This is a genomic window from Embleya sp. L77 (genome assembly GCF_055557415.1).
The window spans coordinates 1810515-1832839 of sequence record NZ_CM145709.1; the positions used below are offsets into that span (position 1 = coordinate 1810515).

Genomic DNA, 22325 nt, shown 5'->3' on the forward strand with positions numbered 1-22325 from the left:
CCGAACAGACCGCCCGGGAGCCTGTCGAAGGCGAGCCCGTCGCAAAGCCCGGAAGCCCGTCGGACCGATGTCCGACGGGCTTCCGTGTCGCCTGCTCCAGGTAACCGGGTGCCTAACCGGGTTACCGAACCGCCTTGCCGCACCACCGCGATGAGGCGGTCGAGAGGGGCCCATCCACTTCTCGCGGATCCTGATTGCGCGGTGCACGGCCCGACCTCGACCGCTCCTCCGCGTCTATCCGTTGCGGACCCCTCTCGCTCCTCCAAGTAGAACTCCAACACCGCAATCTTGCAAAAGTTGCCGGATACCGGCCGATGGCCGCGAAGCGGACCGGCACACCGGGCACGGCGCAGCCGGTGGGTCGCCCGCACCCCGGACACCTCCCACAACCGCCGCCACGCCACGCGGCAACCGGTCCGCCGACCCGACACCGCGCCCGCTCCGGCTGCGCCGCGGACGGGCAACCGCTCACCACCTCGGCGCCGGCGGCTCTTCCCGGTCGTGTGCCGGCCGACTCGGGGACGCGACTCGGCCTCCGCGCAGATGTGCCCGCAGGGTGGCGATCTCCTCCCGCAGGCACTCGGCCGATGTCCGGGACTGCGGGTCCGCGCGTGGGATTCGGGCGGCCACGAGGGCGAGTTGGGCGTCCTCGATCTCCCGGATCAGCACCCGTGCCGGTCGCGGACGCGGGCCGCCGCGGGCCTGTCGGCGGCCGTGTCGGCGCGGCAACAACTCGGCTTCCTCCGGCCGGATCGCACCGGTTGCCGCCTCCTCCGCGGCCACTTCCCGGAACCGGGCCAGGTAGTGCCGGCGCGCGGTTCGGTAGACCAGCAGGGCGATCGCGAGGTTCACCGCGACCTTCACGATGCCGCGCCACCCGGGCAGGAACGGCGCGTTGAAGAGCCAGTGCATCCCCATCGCCGTCACCCAGCAGCCGAGCGCGACCGCCACCCGTCGGGCCGGCGGCCGACCGTCGCGGGCGACCAGGTAGCCGACACCGGTGCCGGCCACCGCACTCATCGCCCAGTGCGAACCCCACCCGGTGATCCCCACCCGGGCCGCGAACGACGCGTCCACCGACGCACCTGGATCGGTCGCGCCGTCCAGCAGGATGGTGTTCAGCGCGTACAGCAGGTTCTCCACCGCCTGGAAGCCCAGGCCGACCAGGGCTCCGTACACCCAGCCGTCGATCGGCGCGTGGATAGCGCGCGAGGCGATCAGCGCGAGGATGATCACGCCGCACACCTTGAGCGTCTCCTCGTTGAACGGCGCGGTCGACGCGGCGCCCCACGAGTCGGCGAAGTCGACGCCCCGGGTCTTCGCCCAAATCCCGCCCAGACCGCTGTTGGCCGGGATCGCGCAGCCGGTCGCGGCGGTCATCCCCCAGCCGACACACATCAGCGAGGTCGCGTGCGCGGGCGCCACGACCGGGCGGATCCGGCGGGGCAGCAGGTAGCCGACGCCGAGGGTGAGCAGGAGCAGAAAGCCCGCGAGCGCGGCCGCCGCCGGGAACACCCGGACCACGTCCCGGTATTCGTAACCGATCACACCGAGGCCGAACAGACACGCGAGCAGTGCCACCGTCGCGGCGACCGGTGCGAGGCGCTCGCCGGCCGGCCGGACCCCGACACCGCTCACGCCGCCGCCTCGGTGAACGTCAACGACCGCATCACGTCCCGTACCGGCAGCCATTCCGGATCGGTGCTGTCCGGCGGCGCGAGCGCGATCAGCCGGATCGCGAACGCGCCGTCGGGGCCCGGATAGATCACCGCCCGCCCGGTGTCACCGCCCCGGGTCAGCGTGCCGACCATGCCCTGCGCCCCGGCGTCGGCGACCACCGGCCCCGGCGGGCCGAGCCGGGCGTGCCGGTCGGCGACCCGGATCGTCTCGCGCAGCCCGCTCCACAACGCGTCCGCGTCCTCGCTCCGAGGCAGCGAGATGTACGCGATCGACAGGTCGACCTCCCCGTGCCGCAGCACGAACACCCGCGAGGGGGTGGTCGCCGCCTGGTCAAGCGTCCAACCGGAGCCGACCCGGAACCAGGCGCGATGGTGCTCGTCCGGCCCGACCCGGAACACCGTGCCCGCCGTGATTCGCTTGTCGCCTGCGATCCACGACCCGATCAGCGGCCACCCGCCGGCGAGCAGCACCAAAACGGCGGCAACCGCAAGCGGCCCCCACCAACGAGCCCGCCGCGGCCCGGAGCGGATGCGGGCGTCGGTCATGTCTCCAACGTCCGACGAGGCCCGGGATTCCGCCCGACGAACATCGGCCGTCGGGCGGAATCGGTCCCTCGAAAGGGTTGGCCGAACCGGCGGGGTGGTTACGCCCTGCCGTCGACCCCGACCGGGATCAGAGGCCGAACTCGACCGGCGCGAGGTCGAGTGCGAAGCACGCGTCCCGCACGACGGCCTGCTCGGTCTTGTCGAAGTGGCCGTCGGCACCGCCGATGACGATGCCGATCTGGATCACCGCACGCGCCTCGGTCGGCTTCTTCTTGACCTTGCCGATGTCCTGGAGCAGGGACACCTTGCCCAGCTCGAAGTCGGCGGTGAGCTTGGCCAGGTAGGCCTCGAAGCGCTGCTCCAGGTCGCTCGCGGCGAAGTTGCGCAGCACGTCGTTGGTGGTGATCAGCGCGGTGACGCGCTGCCGCTCGGCCGGGTCGATCGAGCCGTCGGCCGCGGCCACCAGAGCGCAGATCGCCATGCTCGCGTCCCGGAAGCCGCCGCTCTTCAGCTCGTTCTTCTTCGCCTCCAACTGTCCCTGCATCGTCTGGGCCGACTGCTTGAACTTGTCCCACAGAGCCATCGAGGTCCCCTGTCCCGCGCACACGCACGCACGCTTCGAGCCGTTTATCTACAGACCCGTAGAAGATACCTCTCCCCCACCACGCTTGCAGAATCCATTCGCCAACCTACGGCGCCCCGAGGTCCGACCGGTCGCCCCCGGTCGGCTGAACCCCGGCGGCCTGCGTCGCCTCCGGGGCGGGCGTTGCCCCGCTGCCGAGACCGCCGTCGAAAAGAATTCGGCCGCCCCTGTAACACCCGTCCTCGTCCGGGCGTGCATGTGCCGAAACCGACGAATACGAGATGCGACGAGAACGGAGGCACCCGAAGGCATGCCGAGAACCGACAGCACCGCGGATGCCGAGCGAAAGGCCGAGTTCGACGCCTTCTATCTGGCCACCTCCCAACGAATGACCGGCGTGATCTACGCCCTGACCGGCAATCTCGCGGACGCGGAGGACGCCGTCCAGGAGGCCTACTCCCGAGCCTGGACGCGCTGGGCCACACTCACCGCCTCCGGGGATCCGACCGGCTGGATCCGGGTCGTCGCCCGCCGGATCGCGGTCGGGAACTGGCGGCGCGCGCAATCGTATGCGCGCGCACTTCCGGCACGGAGAAGCGTCGCCCGCGCCCGCGATCTCACCGGATCACGTCGCGCTGGTCGCGGCGCTACAGCGGCTGTCCTCCGTTGACCGCGTGCGTGGTCGCCGGAGGAGTCTGGGTGAGTCCGCAAACCGTCGAGGCCAACGCGCAGCAGATCTACGCCTCATGGCAGGCCGCGGCGGCACCGTGCATGACCCACGTACCGAGCAACGTGCCCGGCACGGATATCTGGTCCTGGACCGGTGACGGCAAGCGCGGAACGGTGGTGACCACCATTCGCGGCCATGCGCTGGGGTGGATCGCCACCGAGATGGTCGCGGCCGATCCGGAATACCCGCTGCCCGCCGAGGTCGGCCCGGCCCTGTTGGACGAGGAGGCACCGACCCACGATTCCCCGACCGAGACCGCCCGGCCGCCCGGGGCCACCGACCGGACATCCGACAGGTAGAACCCCGCTCCGGTAGGGCTGTGACCCGGGGCCCGGTCGGTACGGCCGGGCCCGGTGTGCGCGGCTCAGCCGGTAAGGGCGCTCTTGGCCTTCCACTGGGCGTAGGTCAGTTGCCAGTTGCCGAAGCCGTTGCCGGGCTCGGTGGCCTCGGTGTTGGTCGAACCCTTGACCACGACCGGGTCGCCGACCTGGACCCGGTTGTAGAACCACTCCGCGTCCGCGACGGTCATCCCGACGCAGCCGTGGCTGGTGTTCGCGACGCCGATGTTGGCGGTGTTCCACGCGGCCGAGTGGAAGAAGGTGCCGGAGGAGGTGAAGTGCACCACCCACGGGACGTCCGGAAGGTTGTAGCTGTCCCCGAGGCCGACCGTGGTCGAGTCGAGCGTCTCCTTGGCGTTCTTGTTCAGGATCACGTGCGTGCCACCGCGGGTGGGGAACTCGCTCGAACCGGCCGACATCTTGATCGTCCTGACCGCCACGCCGTCCTCGATCACGGTCAACCGGTGCTTGGGGACGTCCACCTCGACGACCCGGTTCGTGCCGACCGTGAAGGTGCTCTCGTAGTCGCGGGTGAAGTACGAGCCGGGGGCGCCGGCCACCCCCGCCAGGTTCGCGTTCAGGGTGATCCTGGTGCCACTCGGCCAGAACTCGCGCGGCCGCCAGTCGACCCGGTCCTTGCCGGACTGGTCCTTGGTCCAGCCCCACGAGCCCTCGACGTTCGGGGTCGTGGTGACCTTGAGGTTGCGCTCGACCTCGGCCTTGTCCTTGACCGCGTGGTCGAACATGATCGACACCGGCTGGCCGACGCCGAACGTGCCGCCGTTGGCCGGCCGCAGCGTGACCTTGTTCACGATGTCCGCCTTGAGCGTGCCGAACCTGCTGGTGGCCGCGGCGGTCTCCACGCCCTTCTTGTCACGCGTGGTGACGGTCACCGTGTAGGCCGCGCCCGGCACGGTCCGCGTGGTCGAGGTCCAGGTGCGCCCGTCCGGCGCCGTCGTGCCCTCGATCGCCCGGTTCTGCGCGTCCACGACCCGCACCGATCCCAGCGTCCCGGAGTCCGCGGTCACCGTGATCGGCTTGCCCGGCACGACTCCCTGGGTGCCGTCCACCGGATCCACGCTCACCCGCGCCGGTGTGTCCTTCGCCTCATTTTCGCCCGAGCTCGGCTTCGCCTGCGCCGCATCCGACTTCGTCGCCTTGTCGGACCCTCCCGAGCCGCACCCCGTGAGCAGTACGGCAGCCGCGGCAAGCGGCAGCGCAACCACGCGAATTCCCTTGCGGGAGCCGGATATCAGGGGCTTTCGCACGTGCTGACCTCACGAACTTGGACGACCGGGGATCGTTCAACAGTAACAATGCGGATCAATTCCCCATGCCCGTGGGCGATGTGACGGTGTCGACACCGCTCCGACGCAACCGATCCCCCGGCACGACACGAAGCCGCGCCCGGGAAAATCCCGGACGCGGCTTCGGAGTTGCCGAGCGTTCGCAGGCCGCCCGCCGATCGACCGGCGGGTGCCGACTACGCGGCGGCGGTACGCCGGCGCGGAGCGCCGCCACCGGCGGCGGAACCACCGGTACGGGCCGAGGAGGCACCGGCCGCGGTGGACGGACGACGTCCGGTACCGCTGCCGCCACCCTGACCGGGACGACGACCGCGACCGCGGCCACCGGCCGAGCCACCGCGACGCGGGGTCTCGGACACCGGCGAGGAGATCACGACCGGGATGCCCGAGGGCACCTGCGCACCGGTGACCCGGGTGAGCTCCTCGTCGCCCGAGCGGACCTGGATGGTCGACGCCTCGATGCCGGCGATCATCATCAGGCGGGCCATCTCCCGGCGCTGGTTCGGCGTGACCAGCGTCACGACGCTGCCCGACTCGCCGGCGCGGGCGGTACGACCGCCGCGGTGCAGGTAGTCCTTGTGGTCGGTCGGCGGGTCGATGTTGACGACCAGGTCCAGACCGTCCACGTGGATCCCGCGCGCCGCGACGTTGGTCGCGATCAGCGCGGTGACATGCCCGCTCTTGAACTGCTCCAGGGTGCGGGTGCGCTGCGGCTGGGACTTGCCGCCGTGCAGCGCCGCGGCGCGGACGCCGCTCTGCAACATCTGGCGGGTGAGCCGGTCCACCGCGTGCTTGGTGTCCATGAACATGATCACCCGGCCCTCACGCGCCGCGATGTGCGTCGCGGCGGTGTGCTTGTCGGCCTCGGTCACGTGCAGCACGTGGTGCTCCATCGTGGTGACCGCGCCCTGCGAGGGGTCGACCGAGTGCACGACCGGGTCGGACAGGAAGCGCTTGACCAGGCGGTCGACGTTGCGGTCGAGCGTGGCCGAGAACAACATCCGCTGGCCGTCCGGCTGCACCTGGTCGAGCAGCGCGGTGACCTGCGGCATGAAGCCCATGTCGGCCATCTGGTCGGCCTCGTCGAGCACCGTGATGCCGACCGCGTCCAGTCGCGCGTCGCCGCGGTCGATCAGGTCCTTGAGCCGGCCCGGGGTGGCCACCACGACCTCGGCGCCGTTGCGGAGCGAGCTGGCCTGACGGCCGATCGACATGCCGCCGACGACCGTGGTCATCCGCAGCTGGACCGAGTTGGCGTACGGCATCAGCGCGTCGGTGACCTGCTGTGCGAGTTCGCGGGTGGGCACCAGGACCAGGGCGAGCGGCTGCTTGCTCTCGGCCCGCCGACCGGCGATCCGGGCGAGCAGCGCGAGGCCGAACGCGAGCGTCTTGCCCGAGCCGGTCCGTCCGCGACCGAGCACGTCCCGGCCGACCAGCGCGTTGGGCAGCGTGGCCGCCTGGATCGGGAACGGCTCGGTGACGCCCTGACGGGTGAGCGCGGACAGCAGCGGCTTGGGCATGTCCAGATCGGCGAACGCGTCCACCGCGGGCAGCGACGGCGTGGTGCTGACCGGCAGCGCGAACTCGGCCACGGGACCCGCGGTCATCGGCTTGCGACGGTTGCCCGCCGGGGCGCCGCCACGGCCGCGGCCGCCGCCGGAGCCGCCGCCGTAGCCGCCACTGCGGCCACCGGCGCTGCCGCCGGTGCGGCTGTATCGGTCGTTGGAACGGGGGGTGCGATTCATGGAGAACCTTCCTCGATGCGGCGCGTATCGAGGACGTCTCCGCGGCATGACGCCGCACAAGGAGTCGCAAGAACGAGCCGAACTAGCTGAAAAAGAACCGACGTGGTGACTCGGGTCACTCGCGTCGAGATAGTGCGCAACGGTCGGGCGCCTGCCGAAGAGCGGCGGCCGATGTGCCGGACCGTGCGAGGCCGCGCGACGAGGTCGCGTCGGGCAGGGTCCTGATCGGCGGACGTGGAGCGTCCGCCTGGGGTGCTGCACCGTGGCCTTCCCGGTCGGAAGGACCGCCGCCCCGGAAGGGGCCGCCGGCCACGGGAAGGGCCCGCACCTTGCGGCGCGGGCCCTCGCTGCGCGGCCGAGGCCACGCCCATGAGACAGGTCAGACGATGTTGATGTTCTCCGCCTGCGGGCCCTTCTGGCCCTGCGTGACGTCGAAGGAGACCTTCTGGCCCTCCTGCAGCTCACGGAAGCCCTGAGCGTTGATGTTCGAGTAGTGGGCGAAGACGTCGGGGCCGCCACCGTCCTGCTCGATGAAGCCGAAGCCCTTTTCGCCGTTGAACCACTTCACGGTGCCAGTAGCCACGTATCTTCCCCTTCGGGGCAGTACCGGGATCTCGCACCCTGCGAAACCCGAATCGTTGCTGATTACCCCGCCCGGAGATGGACACCGGAAAAACAAAAGTGCACCTGTTGGCTACAACCAGCAGGCGCACAGAAAATTCCATGGGAACCACAGCAGCAATTAACGTTAGCACGCCGGACGGCCCGGCCGGCGGGATCCTCTCGATCTTGTGCCGGCCGCATGCCCGGACACCGGGTGCGACCATGGACGCTCCGCCGGTCCCCCGGCCGACCTCCCAGCCTCCCGAAGGGTTCGCGTGTCCTCCTCCGACTTCCCCGCGTCCGACGACTCGGCCCAGCCGATCTCCCTCTCCACCATCGGCAACCCCCTCACCCTGGAGGACGTCAGCGCCGGCGGCGGCTGCGGCGACGGGTGCGGATGCTCCGGCGGCGGCATCGACATCGACGCCGATCTGCTCGACGCCTTCGTCACCGAGCAGGTGCTGATCCGCCTGGAGTCCGAGCCGGCCTTCGTCGCCCGGTCCATCGCGGCGCTCGCCGCCGGTGACGACCTCGATGCCGAACTGGCCGAGGAGATCGAAGAGTTGGAGTCCGACCCGGTCCTGCTCCTGGACGTGCTCGGGGCCACCCGGGAAACCCTGCCGGACATGGAGTCCGACGCGGTGGTGCTGCTCTTCCGCTACGTCATCGACCACGTGGCGCTCGGCCCGGAGGAACTGCCGCTGGAGGAGCGCGTGCAGATCGAGTGGCGGGTGCCGCCGGTTCAGGTCTGACCCGAACGCGCCCCGCCCGGCTGCGCCGGCCCGTTCCCGGCGACCTCCGGGAGCGGGTCCGCGGTCGGCGGGAGCGCGGCATCGGCCGCCGCCACATCCGGCGACGCCGGCCGCAGCCGTCCCGAGAACAGGTAGCCGGACCCGAGGCCGATCAGCGCCGCCGAGACGTGCCCGATCGTGGTGAAGTCCGGCAGATCGCCGTACCACTGCACGGACGAGAACGGGTACAGCAGGCACCCGAGGGCCCACCAGGGCCGCAGCCGCCCGGGCAGCAGCGGCGTGATCGCCGCTATGGCCGCCATCGAGGCGTAGCTCACCCCGTAGTCGAGCGTGTACCGGGTTTCCGGTGGATACGTCCCGGCGTCGATCGCCACGATCAGCACCACCGCTGTGACGAGCGTCGCACCCACGTGTCCGAGCACCGTGACGCCGACCGCCCGCAGTGTGCCGACCCGCTGCTCCAGGTACGCCATGCACACGCCGAGCCCGAACCCGATCGTCAGCACGTTGCCGGACAGGGTGCCGTGCACGTCCGCGACCATCAGGCTGCCCGCCATCGCGCGCAACGGGTGGTGGTGCAGGTTGTCGAGGTTCGTACTGATGTCGCCCAGGAGCCGATCGGCGTCGGTCTCCGACATGAGCCGGCCGACCACGACGCCGGTGATCGCGAGCAGGACCAGGACGGCGAACGTCGCCGGGCTGCGGCGCGGGTATCCGACCAGGTCACGCAGACGGCTCGCGGGGTTCCGACTCACGGTGCGACTCTCCTTGGGCCGGTGCGGGGACGCGGCACGAAACCACCATGCTGCATCACGAAGCCGGGTCGCCGCGGCTCGGCCCCGGATCGGGGCGGCGGACAATTCGGTGGGCACCGAAAGGACCGGCCCCTACCGTCGTGTTCGCAAGCGCGTCCGCCACCGGTGAACGCTTCGGCAGCGGCCGACCCGGGCCGCCGGCACAGAGGGGTCCGCACGATGTCGGATACACGTCTTCACCCGGCGACCGGCGTCGACCGGCGCGCCGTGGCGGCGGCCGCCGCCACGGTCGTGTTCTGGGCGTCCGCGTTCGTGTCCATCCGCAGCGCGGGCGCGCACTTCGCGCCCGGAGCGCTGGCCCTGGGCCGGATGCTCGCCGGTTCGCTGGTGCTCGGTGTGATCCTGCTGGTCCGCCGCGAGGGCCTGCCGCCGCGCGCCGCGTGGCCGGGCATCCTGCTCTCCGGGGTGTTGTGGTTCGGCCTGTACATGGCGGTGCTGAACTGGGGCGAGCGCAAGGTGGACGCGGGCACCGCGGCGATGGTGGTCAACATCGGCCCGATCGCGATCGCGCTGCTCGGCGGCTGGTTGCTCGAGGAGGGCTTCGCGCCGCGCCTGCTGGCCGGCATCGGCGTCTCGTTCACGGGCGCGGTCGTGGTGGGCGTCTCGATGTCCGACGGCGGCGGGGCCCCGCTGCTGGGCGTGGGCCTGTGCGTGCTCGCCGCGTTGTCGTACGCGGCCGGCGTGGTCGCACAAAAGCCCGCGCTGCGGCACACCTCCGCGCTCCGGGTCACCGCGTACGGCTGCTTCGTCGGCATGGTGTGCTGCCTGCCGTTCGCCGGCCAACTGGTCGAGCAGACCGCCGACGCGCCGCTCTCGGCCACGCTCAACGTGATCTACCTGGGCGTCTTTCCCACCGCGCTGGGCTTCACCACGTGGGCGTACGCATTGGCCCGCACCACCGCGGGCCGGATGGGCAGTACGACGTACGCGGTGCCGGCCATCGTGGTGCTGCTCGCCTGGGTCTTCCTGAGCGAGGTGCCCGGCCCGCTGACCTTCGTCGGCGGCGCGTTGTGCCTGGCCGGCGTCGCGGTCTCGCGGGGCGGCGGCCGGCGGCCGGTCGACGGGCCCGACCCGAAGGCCGCCGATCGGCCGCCGGTGCGGCAGGATCTCCCCGACGGCGACCGGACGAGGGAGATGTCGTGACAGCGGTGGGTCGGGTCCTGACGGACCGGTACGAGCTCCTGGAGCAGCGCGGTCGCGGTGGCCTCGGTCGGGTGTGGGCCGCGCGCGACCTCACCGAATCCCGCGACGTCGCGGTCAAGCTGCTGCACGGCCCGCCCGACGAGGAGGCCGCGGCGCTGTTCGTGCGCGAGGCGCGCACCGCGGCGGCGTTGGAGCATCCGGGCCTGGTCGCCGTCCTCGACGTCGGGCAGGACACGGACGACACCCCGTTCCTGGTCACCGAGTTGCTCGCCGGCCGCGACCTGCGGGCGACGTTGCGCGCGGGCCTGCCGAAGCCGGCGACCGTGTCGGCGTGGGCGACGCAGGTGTGTGCCGCGCTCGGGCACGCGCACCGGGCCGGTCTGGTGCACGGCGACCTCAAGCCCGCCGATCTGTTCGTGGGCGAGGACGGCCGGGTGCGGGTGCTCGACCTCGGCCTGGCCGGGCACCTCGCGGCGGTCGCCGCGACCGGCACGCGCCTGCTGGGCACACTCGCCTACACCGCACCGGAGCGGCTGCGCGGGCATCCCGCCGAGCCGCGCTCGGACCTGTACGCCCTGGGCTGCGTGCTCTACGAACTGCTCACCGGGACACCGCCGTTCGGCACCGGCGACGTCGCCGCCACGGTGTACGCCCAGCTCGACGCGATTCCGGAACCGCCCGAGCGGCGCCGCGCGGACGTGCCGGCGCAGCTGAGCCGACTGGTCCTGGACCTGCTGGCGAAGGACCCCGCGCGGCGCCCCGCCGACGCGGCCGCGGTCGCCGCGCGGCTGACCGAAACGCCCCCGGCGACCCCGGCGGACCGGCCGCGGCCACCCGTCGCACCACCGCCGATGCCGGCTCCGCCGGTACCGCCCCCGGCCGCCCCGCCGCAGCCCCCGCTCGGCCCGCCCCCGCCGGCGCCGTTCCCGACCCCCGTCGCGGCGCCGTTCCCGACCCCCCTGGCGGCCTCCGGCGAGGACGAGGAGCCGCAGCTGCGTCGGGCGGCGGCGGCCGGCGATCCGGACGCCGCCGTGCAACTGGCCTACCACCTCGCGGACACCGGCCGCGAGACCGAGGCCGAGGCGCTGTACCGGGAGGCGCTGGCCCGCGACCACCCGGAGGCCGCCAACGACCTCGCCGACCTGCTCGCGGCCCACGACCGAGTCGGCGAGGCCGAGGAGTTGTATCGCCGTGCGTTGGCACAGGGCCACCCGGACGCCGCGAACAATCTGGGCCGCCTGCTGGTGCGGCTCGGCCGGGCGCCGGAGGCCGAGATGCTCTTCCGGCACGCGTCCGCGCACGGCCACGACGACGCGGCGAACAACCTCGGCCTGCTTCTGGCCGGCTCCGGCCGCCCGGACGAGGCCGAGCAGTTGTTCCGGCACGTCTATGCGCAGGGCCACCCGGACGCCGCGGTCAACCTGGCCGGGTTGCTGGGTGCACGCGGCCGGTTGAAGGAGGCGGAGAAGCTCTACCGCCGCGCGTGCACCGAGGGCCACCCGGACGCCGCGCTCGGCCTCGCCGTCCTGCTGGAGCGGCGCGGGCGCACCCGCGAGGCGGAGGAGATGTATCGCCGCGCCCTGGCCGAGGGGCACCCGGCGGCGGCCGGTCAGCTCGCCCGCTTCCTCGACGCCCACGGTCGCGGGCAGGAAGCGATGTGGCTGCGTTCGTAGGCCGCCGGCGTGGCGGCGGGCCGGACCGTGCCCGTCCGGGCGGCGGGTGCTCCTGTTGCCGCCGGGTGCGCCTGCCGCGGCGATCGCCGAGTGCAGAAATCCGCCACGCACGAGACCCCGGTCGGGTCCGTGCGTGGCGGATGGTGTGCTTGCGCTACGTCATCGGTTCGTCGCGTTCGGCGCCCGTGCGTGCGGCGCCGGTGCCGGTGCCGGTGCCGGTGCCGGTGCGGCGGCGTTCGTCCCGGGCTCGCCATTCGGAGACCGTCTCGTCCCGGTCGTAGCCCTGGGCGGCGTCCCAGCGCACGGTCAGTGCGAACAGGACGACCAGGTCGAGCGCGATCACGATGGTGGACCAGGCCGGATGCGCGGCCAGGAAGCCGATCTCGCCGATGATGTTCATCATCACCAGGAACGTACCGACCACGCGGGCCCAGGTCGCTCCGGTGAGCAGTCCTCCGCCGACGAGCAGTTGCAACCCGCCGAAGATCAGCAGGATGACGCCCCACGTGTTGTAGTTCCACACCAGGAGTTCACCGGAACGGGTGACGAAGTACCCGTCCGAGAACAGTGCCGTGAGCCCCTGGAAGAGGTTGAGGACACCCAGGACGAGCAGGGTGCATCCGGCGAAAGCCACCCACCCGGACCAAGCGCTCGACCTGCGGGTTGTGCTGTTCATGGCCTACTCCCAACCCCGGCCGGGCGGCCGGGAAGGTTTTGCCTTGTACCGATTGCCGGCCGTCGCGGGGGCCCGCGACCTTGCAAGTCGGCCTTCTCGCACCTTGGCACGGCTTGGCATGCTCTGCACCTTTTGCCGAGTAGGAGTAGATGTCCGGATTTGATGGAACCCGCCCCGGGACACCTGGTCACGAGCGGGGAGGACGACACAGATGTCCGAGTCGGCGCCCGAGTCGGGCAAGCGAACCCGGGGTCGGCACCGGTGGCGGGTCGCCGTGGCGTCCGTACTGGTGGCCCTGGCCTGCATCCTCACCCCGGTCGCGGTGACGGCCGCATGGGCGGACGACGAGGTCGGCGACACCGATCGCTTCGTGGCCACGCTGGGGCCGCTGTCCTCGAACCCGGCCGTCCAGGCCGAGGTCGCGGATCGGGTGGCCGAAGCCGTCGTGCGGGCGGTGGACGTGGGCAGCCTGACCGACGCGCTGCGCCAGGCGCTCGGGCTTGATCCCGACGACGGGTCGGGGCCGTTCTCCGGATCGTTGCAGAGCCTGCTCAGGGGCGTGACCGATCAGGCCACGCGCGCGTTCGTCACGACCGACGCGTTCGACCCCGTGTGGCGTGACGCGCTCCGGATCGCTCACGCCTCCGCGCTGCGCGCGCTGGAGGGCAAGGACGACGCCACGGTGACCACGTCCGGCGGCGAGGTGGTACTGGACCTGGGTCCGATGGTGGACCGGGTCCGGCAGAGCCTGGTGGATCGGGGCTTCTCGATCGCGACGAACATCCCGAGCACCGAGCAGCGGTTCGTCCTGCTGCACCGCGACGGGCTGCGCAAGGGTCAGGACGCGTTCCGGTTCCTGGAAACCGCGGGCACCTGGCTGCCGATCCTGGTGGTGGTGCTGTTCGTCGTGGGCGTCTGCGTCGCACCGCGTCGCCGCCCGGTGCTCATGTGGGCGGGTCTGGGCACCCTGCTCGCCCTGCTCGTGCTCGCCATCGGGCTCGTCGTCGCCCGCCGGTACTACCTGGACGAGTTGCCGCGGGAGGTGTCCCGGGACGCGGCGGCGGCGGTCTTCGACGCACTGGTGCGGTTCCTGCGCGAGACCACCCGCACCCTCGCGGTGATCGCTGCGGCGATCGCGGTCGCCGCCTTCCTGGTCGGTCCCGCGTGGCCGGCCCCGAGCGTCCGACGCGCCCTGGCCGCCGGACCCGACGCGGCGGGCGGCGCACTGGCTCGGACCGGCCTGGGCACCGGATCGGTGGGCCGCTTCGTGGCTGCGCGGCGAGGCCCGGTCTACGCCGTGGTGGGCTTGCTCGGCGCGGTCTGGCTGGCGTTGTGGAATTACCCGACGTGGTCCTCGGTGCTCCTGATCGTGGTGGTCGTCCTGGCCGTCGTGGCGCTTTTGGAGGTGCTCGCGGCGGCCGGGAGCGGCAAGCCGGCCTAGACCGGGTCCGGTGGTCGTCGGCCTGCGCGCTGGTGGTCTTCGCGATCACCACCGGTGCCTTCCCGGCCGGGAAGGAGCCGCTGCGCAGGGCGGGCGCACCCGAGGCGCCGCGGTACATCGACCCGGCTCAGGTCTGACCCGACGTCTGCCCGGTGCGCCGGAATTCCGACGGCGACTGCTGGACCCGGCGGGAGAACAGCCGGGCGAAGTAGGCCGGGTCGTCGTAGCCGACGTTGCGGGCCACCTCGTGGATGGACTGGTCGGTGGCCAGGAGCAGGCGCTTGGCCCGGGACAACCGGGTGCGCACGATGTACTCCTTGGGCGTGGTGCCGGTCGCGCGCTGCATCTCGCTGCGCAGGCCCGCCTCGTCCAGGCCCAGCCGCCGCGCGTGCTCGCCGACGGTGAGCGGCTCGGTGGCGTGCTCGTCGAAGTAGCGGACCACGCGCGAGCCGTCCTCGTCGACCCGGATCGTCTTCAGGTCGATGATCAACTGGTGCACGATCGCGGAGGTGACCACCTCGCGGTTGGGCGCCCCCGGCTCCACCGCGGTCAGCAACCGGTCGAAGCCCTGGCGCAGCGGCCGCACCCCGCCCAGCGACATCACCGGCTCGGCCCGGTCCAGAAAACCCAGGTCCTCGTACGCCGCGGCGGTCGGCCCCTCGAACAGCACCCAATGCTCGCGCCACCCGGTGGGGTCGGGGCTGTAGGCGTGGTACTCGCCGGGGAAGAGCAGGAAGGCCGCCGGCGCCTGGACCGGGATCCGCGGCGCGTGCCGGTTGCCGGAGCGGAACCAGCCCGATCCGCCGGTGATCAGGGTGAGTTGGTAGCAGCCCAGCACCCGGCCCTCGAACTGCATCGCGGTGACCTGCTGCCAGCCCACGCCCAGGCACACCAGGCCGAGCCGCTGGTGCTCCTTGGCGGGCGTGAGGTAGCGCGCGAAGATCATGGTGCGCCGATCGTACGGCGGCGGGCGCCGGCCGCGAAGGGGTTGTTCACGCCTTCACCCCGCCCGCGACCAGATCGGTGCGCCAGAACCGCTGGAGCGACCAGAATGCGGCGACCAGTGGGATCACCGACACCAGGGCGCCGACCACGACCAGGTTGGCGTGCGGCTGGTTGGGGTCGCTGTTCCAGGCGTTCAGGCCCAGCGTGACCGGCCACAGGTGCTGGTTGTTGAGGGTGATCAGCGGCAGGAAGAAGTTGTTCCAGACCGCGACCAGTTGGAACAGGAAGATGGTCACCAGCGCGGGCGACATGATCCGCAGCCCGATGGTGCGGAAGATCCGGAACTCGCTCGCGCCGTCCAGCCGGGCGGCCTCGATCAGTTCGTCCGGCACCGACGCCTCGGCGTAGGTCTTGGCCAAAAAGACGCCGAACGGGCTGACCGCCGCGGGCAGCAGGACCGCCCAGATCGTGTCGACCAGGTGCACCTTGGAGAGCATCAGGTAGATCGGCAGCGCCAGCATCGGGGTCGGGATCAACACCGCGCCCAGGATCACCGAGAAGATCGCGCCCCGGCCGCGGAAGCGGTACTTGGCCAGCGCGTAACCGGCCATCGCGGCCAGGAAGGTGGCCACCACGCCGCCGCCGACCGCGTACAGCACCGAGTTGAACACCCAGCGCAGGAAGATGCCGCCGTCCTCGGCGAAGAGTTGGCGCAGGTTGCTGCCCAGGTTCCAGTCGGCGAACCAGAAGCCGTTGCTGCCGAACAGGTCGCTGGAGGACTTGGTCGAGGAGACCAGCAGCCACCAGACCGGCATCAGGAAGTAGGTCGCCACCAGGAACAGGAACGAGGTGGTCAACACCTGCGAACGCATCGGCGTACGGCGGCCCTTGCCCACCTTCGGGGCGGGCTGCGGCGCCCGATCGCGGACCGGGCGCGCAGGCGGGGTGGTCAGCGTCGTCACAGCGAGGACCTGCCGTTCGTGAGCCGGGCGGAGAGCTTGAGAACCGCGAAGGACAACACGCACGTGCCCAGGGCGAGCAGCACCGAGACCGCGGCGCCCTGGCCGTAGTCGTTGTTCTCGACCGCCTTGTGGTAGGCGGACATGATCGGGGTGTAGTCCGCGTCCAGGGACGAGGTCAGCGGTCGCAACACGCGCGGTTCGGTGTAGAGCTGGAGCGTGCCGATCACCGAGAACACGGTGGTCAGCGCGATCGCCGGGGCCACCAGCGGCACCTTGATCCGCCACGCGGTGCGCCACGGGCCGCACCCGTCCAACTCGGCCGCCTCGTACAGCTCTTGCGGGATGGCCTGGAGCGCGGAGTAGATGACGAGCATGTTGTAGCCGGTCCAGGTCCAGGTGACCACGTTGGCGATCGACCACAACACCGCGTCCTCGCCGAGGAAGTCGGACGGCAGGCCGACCGCGTCGAGCATGCTCACCACCGGGCTGGAGCGCGGCATGTACAGGAAGGCCCACAGGATGGTGGCGACCACGCCGGGGATCGCGTAGGGCAGGAAGTAGGCGGTGCGGAAGAAGCTCTTGAGCCGGGCCGACTTCGCGTCCAGGAGCAGCGCGAGCACCAGCGCGAGGCCGAGCATCACCGGCACCTGGACCACGCCGAACAGCAACACCCGGCCCACGCCGTGCCACAGCGCGTCGTCGTGCAGCGCCTTGGTGTAGTTCTCGAATCCCGCGTACACCCGCTTCGGCGGGGTCAGGCCCAGGCCGGAGCGCTGCATCTTGTGCAGGCTCTCGACGATCGCGTAGCCGACGGGGACCGCGTACATCGCGGCGAACAACACGCCGAACGGCGCGAGGAACATCAGGGGTGCGGACCGCCGGCGCTTGCGCCGCGGGATCGGTGCGCTCAAGGGCGGGCTCCCGGTGGATGGTTCGGGTGGAACGGGGGTGGAGTGGTACGGGGCGGAGTGCTACGGGGCCGACGGCGGCATGCCCCGCCGTCGCGCGCGGGTGACGCGCGGACGGCGGGACACGGGCGAACTGCCTGCGACGTCGGGGGTGGTGACGGCGGGTCAGCCCGCGGCGGCCTTCAGGCCCTTGTCCTGGATGGCCTTGATCGTGGTGCCCTGGACGCCGGTCAGCGCGTCGGCGAGCCTGCCGTTGCCGGCGCCGGCCTTGCCGACCCGGTCGGTCAGGTCGGCGGAGACCTGGGTCATCGTGGGACCCCACTGCCAGCCGGCCGGGGCCTGGGCGGCGGACTCCTTGAAGATGTCGTAGATCTTCGTGTTGCCGAAGTACGCGGACGGCTGCTGCATTGCGTCCAGGCTCGCGCCGGACGTGGCGGCCGGGTAGATGCCGGCGTCCTTGACCAGGGTGGTCAGGCTCGCGGTGTCGCTGCTCATCCAGTCCGCGAAGGCGACCGCGGCCTTGGTGTTCTTGCAGCCCTTGAGCACGGCGGTGCCGGAGCCGCCGATGTTGCCGGTGGCCTTGCCGTTCGCGTCCCACTGCGGCATCGGCGCGACCGCCCACTTGCCCGCCGCGTCCTTGGCGTTCTCCTCCAGCAGGGCGGTGAACCACACCGGGCCGACGTAGCTGGCCACGCTGCCGTCGCCGAACCGCTTGTACCAGTCGGGGGTGAAGGTCGGGTCGGACGAGACGACCTTCTTGTCCAGCAACTGCTGCCAGTACTGGGTGACCTTCTGCGTGCCCGGCTCGGTCAGCGAGACCTTCCAGGTGTCGCCCTCGGGCTTGAACCAGCTGCCGCCGTTCTGCCAGGCCATGCCCGCGTACCACCACGGGTCGTTGCCGCCGAAGGCCGAGTAGGCCACCGCGGGGTCGGCCGTGTGCACCTTGTCGGCCTGCTGCGCGAACTCGTCCCAGGTCTTGGGCGGGGTCAGGCCGTTCCTGGCGAACACGTCGGTGCGGTAGAACATCGCCACCGGGCCGGTGTCCACCGGGATCCCGTAGGTCTTGCCCGCCACGCTCATCTGCGACCAGGCGCCGGCCGAGTACTTGGACTTGACCGCCGCGGCATCCTTGTCCACGTCCTGGAGCGCGCCCTCGACCAGGAAGCTGGGCAGCGTCTCGTAGCCCATCTGCGCCAGGCACGGCGCGTTGTTCGCCTTCACCGCGGCGAGCATCTTGGCGTAGCCGCCCTTGGAGCCCGGCTCGACCTTGTTGTAGTTGACGTGGATGTCGGGGTGCGCGGCGTTGAACGCGGTCACGGCCTTCTCGTAGGCCGGGTTCCAGCCCCAGAAGTCGAGCTGGGCGGTGCCGCCGCCCTGGCCCCCGGGTGCCTTGTCGCCCTGTGCCGCCTTGTCGGTCTTGGCATCGGAGTCCGAGTCGGAACCGCAGGCGGTGAGCGCGGTCAGGGCCGCGATGGTGACCGCGACGGCGGCGCGGCGCGCCGTCCGGTGGCCTCGGCGCGAGGAGCGCGAAGCGGCGCACGACGACGAGCGCGAAGCGCGGGAGCTACCCCACATGAGGTGGCCGTCCCTTCGGGAAATGGGCAGGGCTCGACGGAGCCCGGCGCGTGGTCGGAGGCAGTGGAGGCTGTCTGGCCGCCGATCATGTGCCCTGCCCGACAAGGCGTCAACGGGTTGCCGTCGGACTCCTGCTTTTGTCGAGATGATCCGCAAGAAAAGTCCAAGTGCGTGGTCACCGGATGGCAAGGTGCGTGAACCAGAGAGTATCCATCCAGGTGAGAGCCCCACGACGACGGGTCGGTGCTCGCGGAAAAGTCCACGATGCCGCTCAGAAGAGTGCATGTTCGGGTCGCGCGCCTCGTGCACGATGATCCGGACCCACCGCACGGATCTGCCCGAGGAGCGTCTTGACCACCCCCAGCCTCGTCCCGAGTCGAGACGGCTTCACCCTCGACGGCAGACCGTTTCGCATGCTCTCCGGGGCCCTGCACTACTTCCGTGTCCACCCCGAGCAGTGGGACGACCGGCTCGCCCGGCTGCGCGGCATGGGCCTGAACACGGTCGAGACCTACGTCGCCTGGAACGTGCACGAACCCACCCCCGGGCACTTCGACTTCGACGGCGGCAAGGACCTGGTCGCGTTCCTGCGCGCGGCCGAGCGGCAGGGCCTCAAGGCGATCGTTCGACCCGGTCCCTACATCTGCGCCGAGTGGGAGTTCGGCGGCCTGCCGGCGTGGCTGCTCAAGGACCCGGGGATGCGGTTGCGCTGCGCCCACCCGCCCTACCTGGCCGCCGTGGACCGCTACCTGGACGCGGTGATGCCGCTGGTCGAGCCACTGCTCGCGGAGAACGGCGGGCCGGTGATCGCGCTCCAGGTGGAGAACGAGTACGGCAGCTACGGCAACGACGTCGCCTACCTGCGGCACCTGGTCGAGGGGCTGCGTCGGCGCGGCGCGAACGGATTGCTGTTCACCTCCGACGGGCCCACCGAGCCGATGCTCCAGGGCGGCACCGTCGCCGGGGTGTTGCCGACGGTGAACTTCGGCTCGCGTGCGGACGAGGCGTTCGCGACGTTGCGCCGCTGGTCGCCGGACGGCCCGCCGGTGTGCATGGAGTTCTGGAACGGCTGGTTCGACCACTGGCGCGATCCCCATCACGTGCGGGACGCGGCCGATGCGGCGGGCGTCCTGGACGACATGCTCGCGGCCGGCGGGTCGGTGAACCTGTACATGGCGCACGGCGGCACCAACTTCGGGCTGATGAACGGCGCCAACGAGCACGAGGGCGTCTATCAGCCGACGATCACCAGCTACGACTACGACGCGGCGATCGGCGAGGCGGGCGAGCTCACCGAGAAGTACTGGGCCTTCCGCGAGGTGATCGGGCGCTACGCACCGCTGCCGGCCGAACCGCCGCCGGCGCTGCCGCCGCGGATCAAGCTCGGCGAGGTCGCGCTGCCCTCGGCGGCGGCGCTGCTCACGCACGTCGAGGACCTGTCCGCGCCGGTGTACTCGCCCGGCACGCTCACCATGGAGGAGCTCGACCAGGCGTACGGCTTCGTGCTGTACCGCACCTGGGTCAGCGGCCCGCGCGAGGCGGCGCCGCTGCACGTGGACGGGCTGGCCGACCGGGCGCAGGTGTTCCTGGACGGGGTGCCGGTCGCGGTGCTCGACCGGAGCGAGGGCGGCTCGCCCTCGTGCGAGTTGGCCATTCCCGCGGGCGGCGCGCGGCTGGATCTGCTGGTGGAGAACTGCGGGCGGATCAACTACGGGCCCGAGCTGCACGACCGCAAGGGCATCACCCGGGGTGTCCGGTTGGAGCGGCAGAACCTGTTCGGCTGGCAGATGTACCCGCTGCCGCTGGACGCGCCGGGCGGGCCGGTGCTGCCGGATGCCTCCGGGCCGATTCCGGCGGGCGTACCGGTGCTGCGCTCGGGCACCTTCGAGGTGGAGGCGGTCGGGGACACGTTCGTCCGGCTGGACGGGTGGACCAAGGGTCTGGTCTGGATCAACGGCTTCCTGCTCGGTCGCTACTGGTCGGCGGGGCCGCAGCGCACGTTGTACGTCCCGGCTCCGGTGTTGCGGGTGGGGGCGAACACGGTGACCGTGCTGGAGTTGCATGGCCCTGGCGGGGGGCAGGTCTCGTTTGTGGACGTGCCCGATCTGGGCGAGCCTGCGGCTGCGCCGATCGCGTAGCGGCGGGTCCGCACGTGCGGACGGGGTGGGCGGTTGGCGCGGGTCGGCTCGGCCGATGGGCTCGTCGGCCCGACGAACGCTGAGCGGCCTGCGGCCCGGCTGTCCTCAAACGCCGGACGGGCTGACGGGTTGGTTCGGCGGGCTGCGAGGAGGTTGGCTCAGGGGGCCGAAGAGATTCACTCGGCCGGCCGGAGAGGTTGGCTCAGCGGGCTGAGGAGATTGGCTCGGCAGGTCGAGGAGATTAGCTCGGCGGGGCGGAGGGGTTGGCTCGGCAGGCCGAGAAGATTCGCTCAGCAGGCCGACGACGTTGGCTCGGCGGGCCGGAGAGGTTGGCTCGGCGGGCCGGAGAGGTTGGCTCGGCAAGCCGAGGCCGAAGGTGTTGGTTCGGTGGGGCTGGGCTTGGGGTGGTGGTTTGGTCAGTCTGCGTCGGGTTCGCTGACGCCGCCTCGGCGGGCCAGGTTTATGAAGAGGCGGGCCGAGCGTTCGCGGGCGTCTTCTCGGCAGACCAGCATGATGCCGCGGCGCAGCGGTGGGTCGAGGGAGCGGACGGCGGCCGAGTCGCCGAAGACGTCCTCGGCGACGTCCCGGTACCACAGCAGCGAGCCCTCGCCGTTGAGCACGCCGGCGACCCAGTTGACCCGGTCGTTGTGCTCGCAGGCGGCGATCGGTCGCACGCCCATCTCGGCGAACATCGCCTCGAACTGCGAGCGCCGCTCGCTGCCGCGTCCCGGCAGCACCATCGGCAAGCCGTCCAACAGGCCCCACGGCACCGGGTCGGGCAGCCGGGTGCCCGGCAGCGAGACGAGCACCACCTCCGCCTCGGCAAGCCGGTAGGTGCGCAGATCGCCGGGCCCGGGTGCGTCGGCCACCCCGATCGCGGCGGTGCCCGCGCGGACCGCGCCCAGCACCCCCTCGCGCCCGTCGTACCGGGTCACCTCGATCGGCGCCTCCGGGTGCTCGGCGGCGAACGCCGACACCAGGCGGGCGACATGGCCGATCGCGAGGGTGGAGGTGGTGGCCACGGTCAGGGTCGGCTCGGACTCCGGGCCGGCCACTCGACCGATGTCCTCGATCGCGGTGACGGTGTCGAGCACGGTTCGGGCGAGCCGGACCACTCGGGAGCCCTCGGCGGTCAGTCCGACCGTCCGCCCCTCGCGCACGAACAGCTCGGCGCCCAGCTCGTGTTCGAGCGCCTTGAGCGCGCGGGACAGTGCGGACTGGGCGACGTAGAGGGCTTCCGCGGCCGCGGTCATGGTGCCGAAGTTCGCGACGGCGACGAGGTAGCGCAGCTGCTGGAGGGTCACGCGCCGCACCATAACGGTCACGCCACCCATACCGGCAGGGCATGAAACGGGCAATTCGCTTGCGAAGCCCGGCCGTTGTGTCGGTCCGGACGGATCATCCGGGCATCGGTGTATGCCGTACGGGCAAGTTTCGGCGCCCACCACCCCTGCCCGGGCCGGGCCGGCGGGCCGATCCGGCCGTGTGCCGACTGGGCGAAGCGGGCTCGTGGGGCATGCGCCGGAGCCGTCGCGGGCCGTGCTCCGCGAACTCGTTCGCCGTTGACACCTCGATGTCCGAAACCGACGATACGGCCCAGTGATTCGGCTGCGGCCGATATTTCGATTACGTACCACTTTCGGCTGTCGGACGCGTCCCGGCATCGGCACCGAAGCGGCGATTCACCGTGCCCGGAAACGAATTCGCGCGCCCATTCCCACCGCACCGTTCGCCCGTCGCACGGTTCCCCGGATGGAGGCACTCCC

At 71.5% G+C, this 22325-nt stretch carries 20 protein-coding genes; 7 read left to right on the forward strand and 13 right to left on the reverse strand.

From position 1 onward, the window contains the following. Nucleotides 1-468: 468 nt before the first annotated feature. The 3 genes from ACZOOI_RS07320 to ACZOOI_RS07330 all read right to left on the reverse strand — a co-directional run bounded on the left by ACZOOI_RS07320 (nt 469) and on the right by ACZOOI_RS07330 (nt 2808). Nucleotides 469-1638 carry a PrsW family intramembrane metalloprotease gene (locus ACZOOI_RS07320; RefSeq protein ID WP_465279980.1) on the reverse strand — a complete coding sequence of 390 codons (1170 nt, stop codon included), beginning with the start codon at nt 1636-1638 and terminating at the stop codon, nt 469-471. Continuing rightward, nucleotides 1635-2225, reverse strand: coding sequence for a hypothetical protein (locus ACZOOI_RS07325; protein WP_465279981.1), 591 nt, complete (start codon nt 2223-2225; stop codon nt 1635-1637). Before ACZOOI_RS07325 ends, ACZOOI_RS07320 begins: the two co-directional genes overlap by 4 nt. Before the next feature lie 127 nt (nt 2226-2352). After that, complete coding sequence (locus ACZOOI_RS07330; RefSeq protein ID WP_391581528.1) at nt 2353-2808, reverse strand: tellurite resistance TerB family protein; 456 nt, start codon at nt 2806-2808, stop codon at nt 2353-2355. A 310-nt stretch (nt 2809-3118) separates the two neighbouring features. Between ACZOOI_RS07330 and ACZOOI_RS07335 the strand changes: the two genes are divergently transcribed. Both ACZOOI_RS07335 and ACZOOI_RS07340 read left to right on the forward strand, forming a co-directional pair. Continuing rightward, nucleotides 3119-3478 (forward strand): RNA polymerase sigma factor, encoded by a 360-nt coding sequence (locus ACZOOI_RS07335; protein WP_465279982.1) that lies wholly within the window; start codon nt 3119-3121, stop codon nt 3476-3478. 29 nt (nt 3479-3507) lie between these two features. Then, nucleotides 3508-3837, forward strand: coding sequence for a hypothetical protein (locus ACZOOI_RS07340; protein ID WP_465279983.1), 330 nt, complete (start codon nt 3508-3510; stop codon nt 3835-3837). Nucleotides 3838-3902: 65 nt separating this feature from the next. Here the strand turns inward: ACZOOI_RS07340 and ACZOOI_RS07345 are convergent, their stop codons facing one another. The 3 genes from ACZOOI_RS07345 to ACZOOI_RS07355 form a co-directional block, all read right to left on the reverse strand. After that, nucleotides 3903-4961 (reverse strand): L,D-transpeptidase, encoded by a 1059-nt coding sequence (locus ACZOOI_RS07345; RefSeq protein WP_465279984.1) that lies wholly within the window; start codon nt 4959-4961, stop codon nt 3903-3905. Nucleotides 4962-5359: 398 nt separating this feature from the next. Continuing rightward, nucleotides 5360-6928: a DEAD/DEAH box helicase gene (locus ACZOOI_RS07350; RefSeq protein ID WP_465279985.1), complete on the reverse strand. Its 1569-nt coding sequence runs from the start codon at nt 6926-6928 to the stop codon at nt 5360-5362. Nucleotides 6929-7307: 379 nt separating this feature from the next. Continuing rightward, entirely contained in the window at nt 7308-7511 is a 204-nt protein-coding gene (locus ACZOOI_RS07355; protein WP_020554660.1) for a cold-shock protein, read from the reverse strand. 295 nt (nt 7512-7806) lie between these two features. Here ACZOOI_RS07355 and ACZOOI_RS07360 point away from each other — a divergent pair, with 295 nt between their 5' ends. Continuing rightward, nucleotides 7807-8283: a hypothetical protein gene (locus ACZOOI_RS07360; RefSeq protein ID WP_465279986.1), complete on the forward strand. Its 477-nt coding sequence runs from the start codon at nt 7807-7809 to the stop codon at nt 8281-8283. Here ACZOOI_RS07360 and ACZOOI_RS07365 read toward each other — a convergent pair. Beyond that, on the reverse strand, nt 8274-9038 hold the full coding sequence (locus ACZOOI_RS07365) for a rhomboid-like protein (protein ID WP_465279987.1): 765 nt from the start codon (nt 9036-9038) through the stop codon (nt 8274-8276). The two genes, ACZOOI_RS07360 and ACZOOI_RS07365, sit on opposite strands and share 10 nt — an antisense overlap. Before the next feature lie 219 nt (nt 9039-9257). On the opposite strand from ACZOOI_RS07365, the gene ACZOOI_RS07370 reads away from it, so the two are divergent. Further along, complete coding sequence (locus ACZOOI_RS07370; RefSeq protein WP_465279988.1) at nt 9258-10241, forward strand: DMT family transporter; 984 nt, start codon at nt 9258-9260, stop codon at nt 10239-10241. Then, nucleotides 10238-11914, forward strand: a complete 1677-nt coding sequence (locus ACZOOI_RS07375) for a serine/threonine-protein kinase (protein WP_465279989.1) — start codon at nt 10238-10240, stop codon at nt 11912-11914. The genes ACZOOI_RS07370 and ACZOOI_RS07375 overlap by 4 nt, the downstream gene beginning before the upstream one ends. 154 nt (nt 11915-12068) lie before the next feature. Here ACZOOI_RS07375 and ACZOOI_RS07380 read toward each other — a convergent pair whose 3' ends face one another. Next, nucleotides 12069-12590 carry a DUF7144 family membrane protein gene (locus ACZOOI_RS07380; protein WP_465279990.1) on the reverse strand — a complete coding sequence of 174 codons (522 nt, stop codon included), beginning with the start codon at nt 12588-12590 and terminating at the stop codon, nt 12069-12071. A 211-nt stretch (nt 12591-12801) separates the two neighbouring features. On the opposite strand from ACZOOI_RS07380, the gene ACZOOI_RS07385 reads away from it, so the two are divergent. Then, nucleotides 12802-14031 (forward strand): hypothetical protein, encoded by a 1230-nt coding sequence (locus ACZOOI_RS07385; RefSeq protein ID WP_465279991.1) that lies wholly within the window; start codon nt 12802-12804, stop codon nt 14029-14031. Between the two features lie 127 nt (nt 14032-14158). On the opposite strand, the gene ACZOOI_RS07390 is transcribed toward ACZOOI_RS07385, so the two are convergent. The 4 genes from ACZOOI_RS07390 to ACZOOI_RS07405 form a co-directional block, all read right to left on the reverse strand. Beyond that, nucleotides 14159-14977, reverse strand: coding sequence for an AraC family transcriptional regulator (locus ACZOOI_RS07390; RefSeq protein ID WP_391581516.1), 819 nt, complete (start codon nt 14975-14977; stop codon nt 14159-14161). 46 nt (nt 14978-15023) lie between these two features. Next, on the reverse strand, nt 15024-15938 hold the full coding sequence (locus ACZOOI_RS07395) for a carbohydrate ABC transporter permease (RefSeq protein WP_465279992.1): 915 nt from the start codon (nt 15936-15938) through the stop codon (nt 15024-15026). Continuing rightward, the gene (locus ACZOOI_RS07400) at nt 15935-16801 is read right to left on the reverse strand and encodes a carbohydrate ABC transporter permease (protein ID WP_391581785.1); all 867 of its coding nucleotides are present in this window, start codon (nt 16799-16801) and stop codon (nt 15935-15937) included. Before ACZOOI_RS07400 ends, ACZOOI_RS07395 begins: the two co-directional genes overlap by 4 nt. A 210-nt stretch (nt 16802-17011) precedes the next feature. Continuing rightward, nucleotides 17012-18421: an ABC transporter substrate-binding protein gene (locus ACZOOI_RS07405; RefSeq protein ID WP_465279993.1), complete on the reverse strand. Its 1410-nt coding sequence runs from the start codon at nt 18419-18421 to the stop codon at nt 17012-17014. 350 nt (nt 18422-18771) lie between these two features. Between ACZOOI_RS07405 and ACZOOI_RS07410 the strand changes: the two genes are divergently transcribed. Continuing rightward, nucleotides 18772-20559 carry a glycoside hydrolase family 35 protein gene (locus ACZOOI_RS07410; protein WP_465279994.1) on the forward strand — a complete coding sequence of 596 codons (1788 nt, stop codon included), beginning with the start codon at nt 18772-18774 and terminating at the stop codon, nt 20557-20559. Nucleotides 20560-20975: 416 nt separating this feature from the next. Here the strand turns inward: ACZOOI_RS07410 and ACZOOI_RS07415 are convergent, their stop codons facing one another. Continuing rightward, nucleotides 20976-21863 (reverse strand): LysR family transcriptional regulator, encoded by an 888-nt coding sequence (locus ACZOOI_RS07415; protein ID WP_465279995.1) that lies wholly within the window; start codon nt 21861-21863, stop codon nt 20976-20978. Nucleotides 21864-22325: the final 462 nt, after the last annotated feature.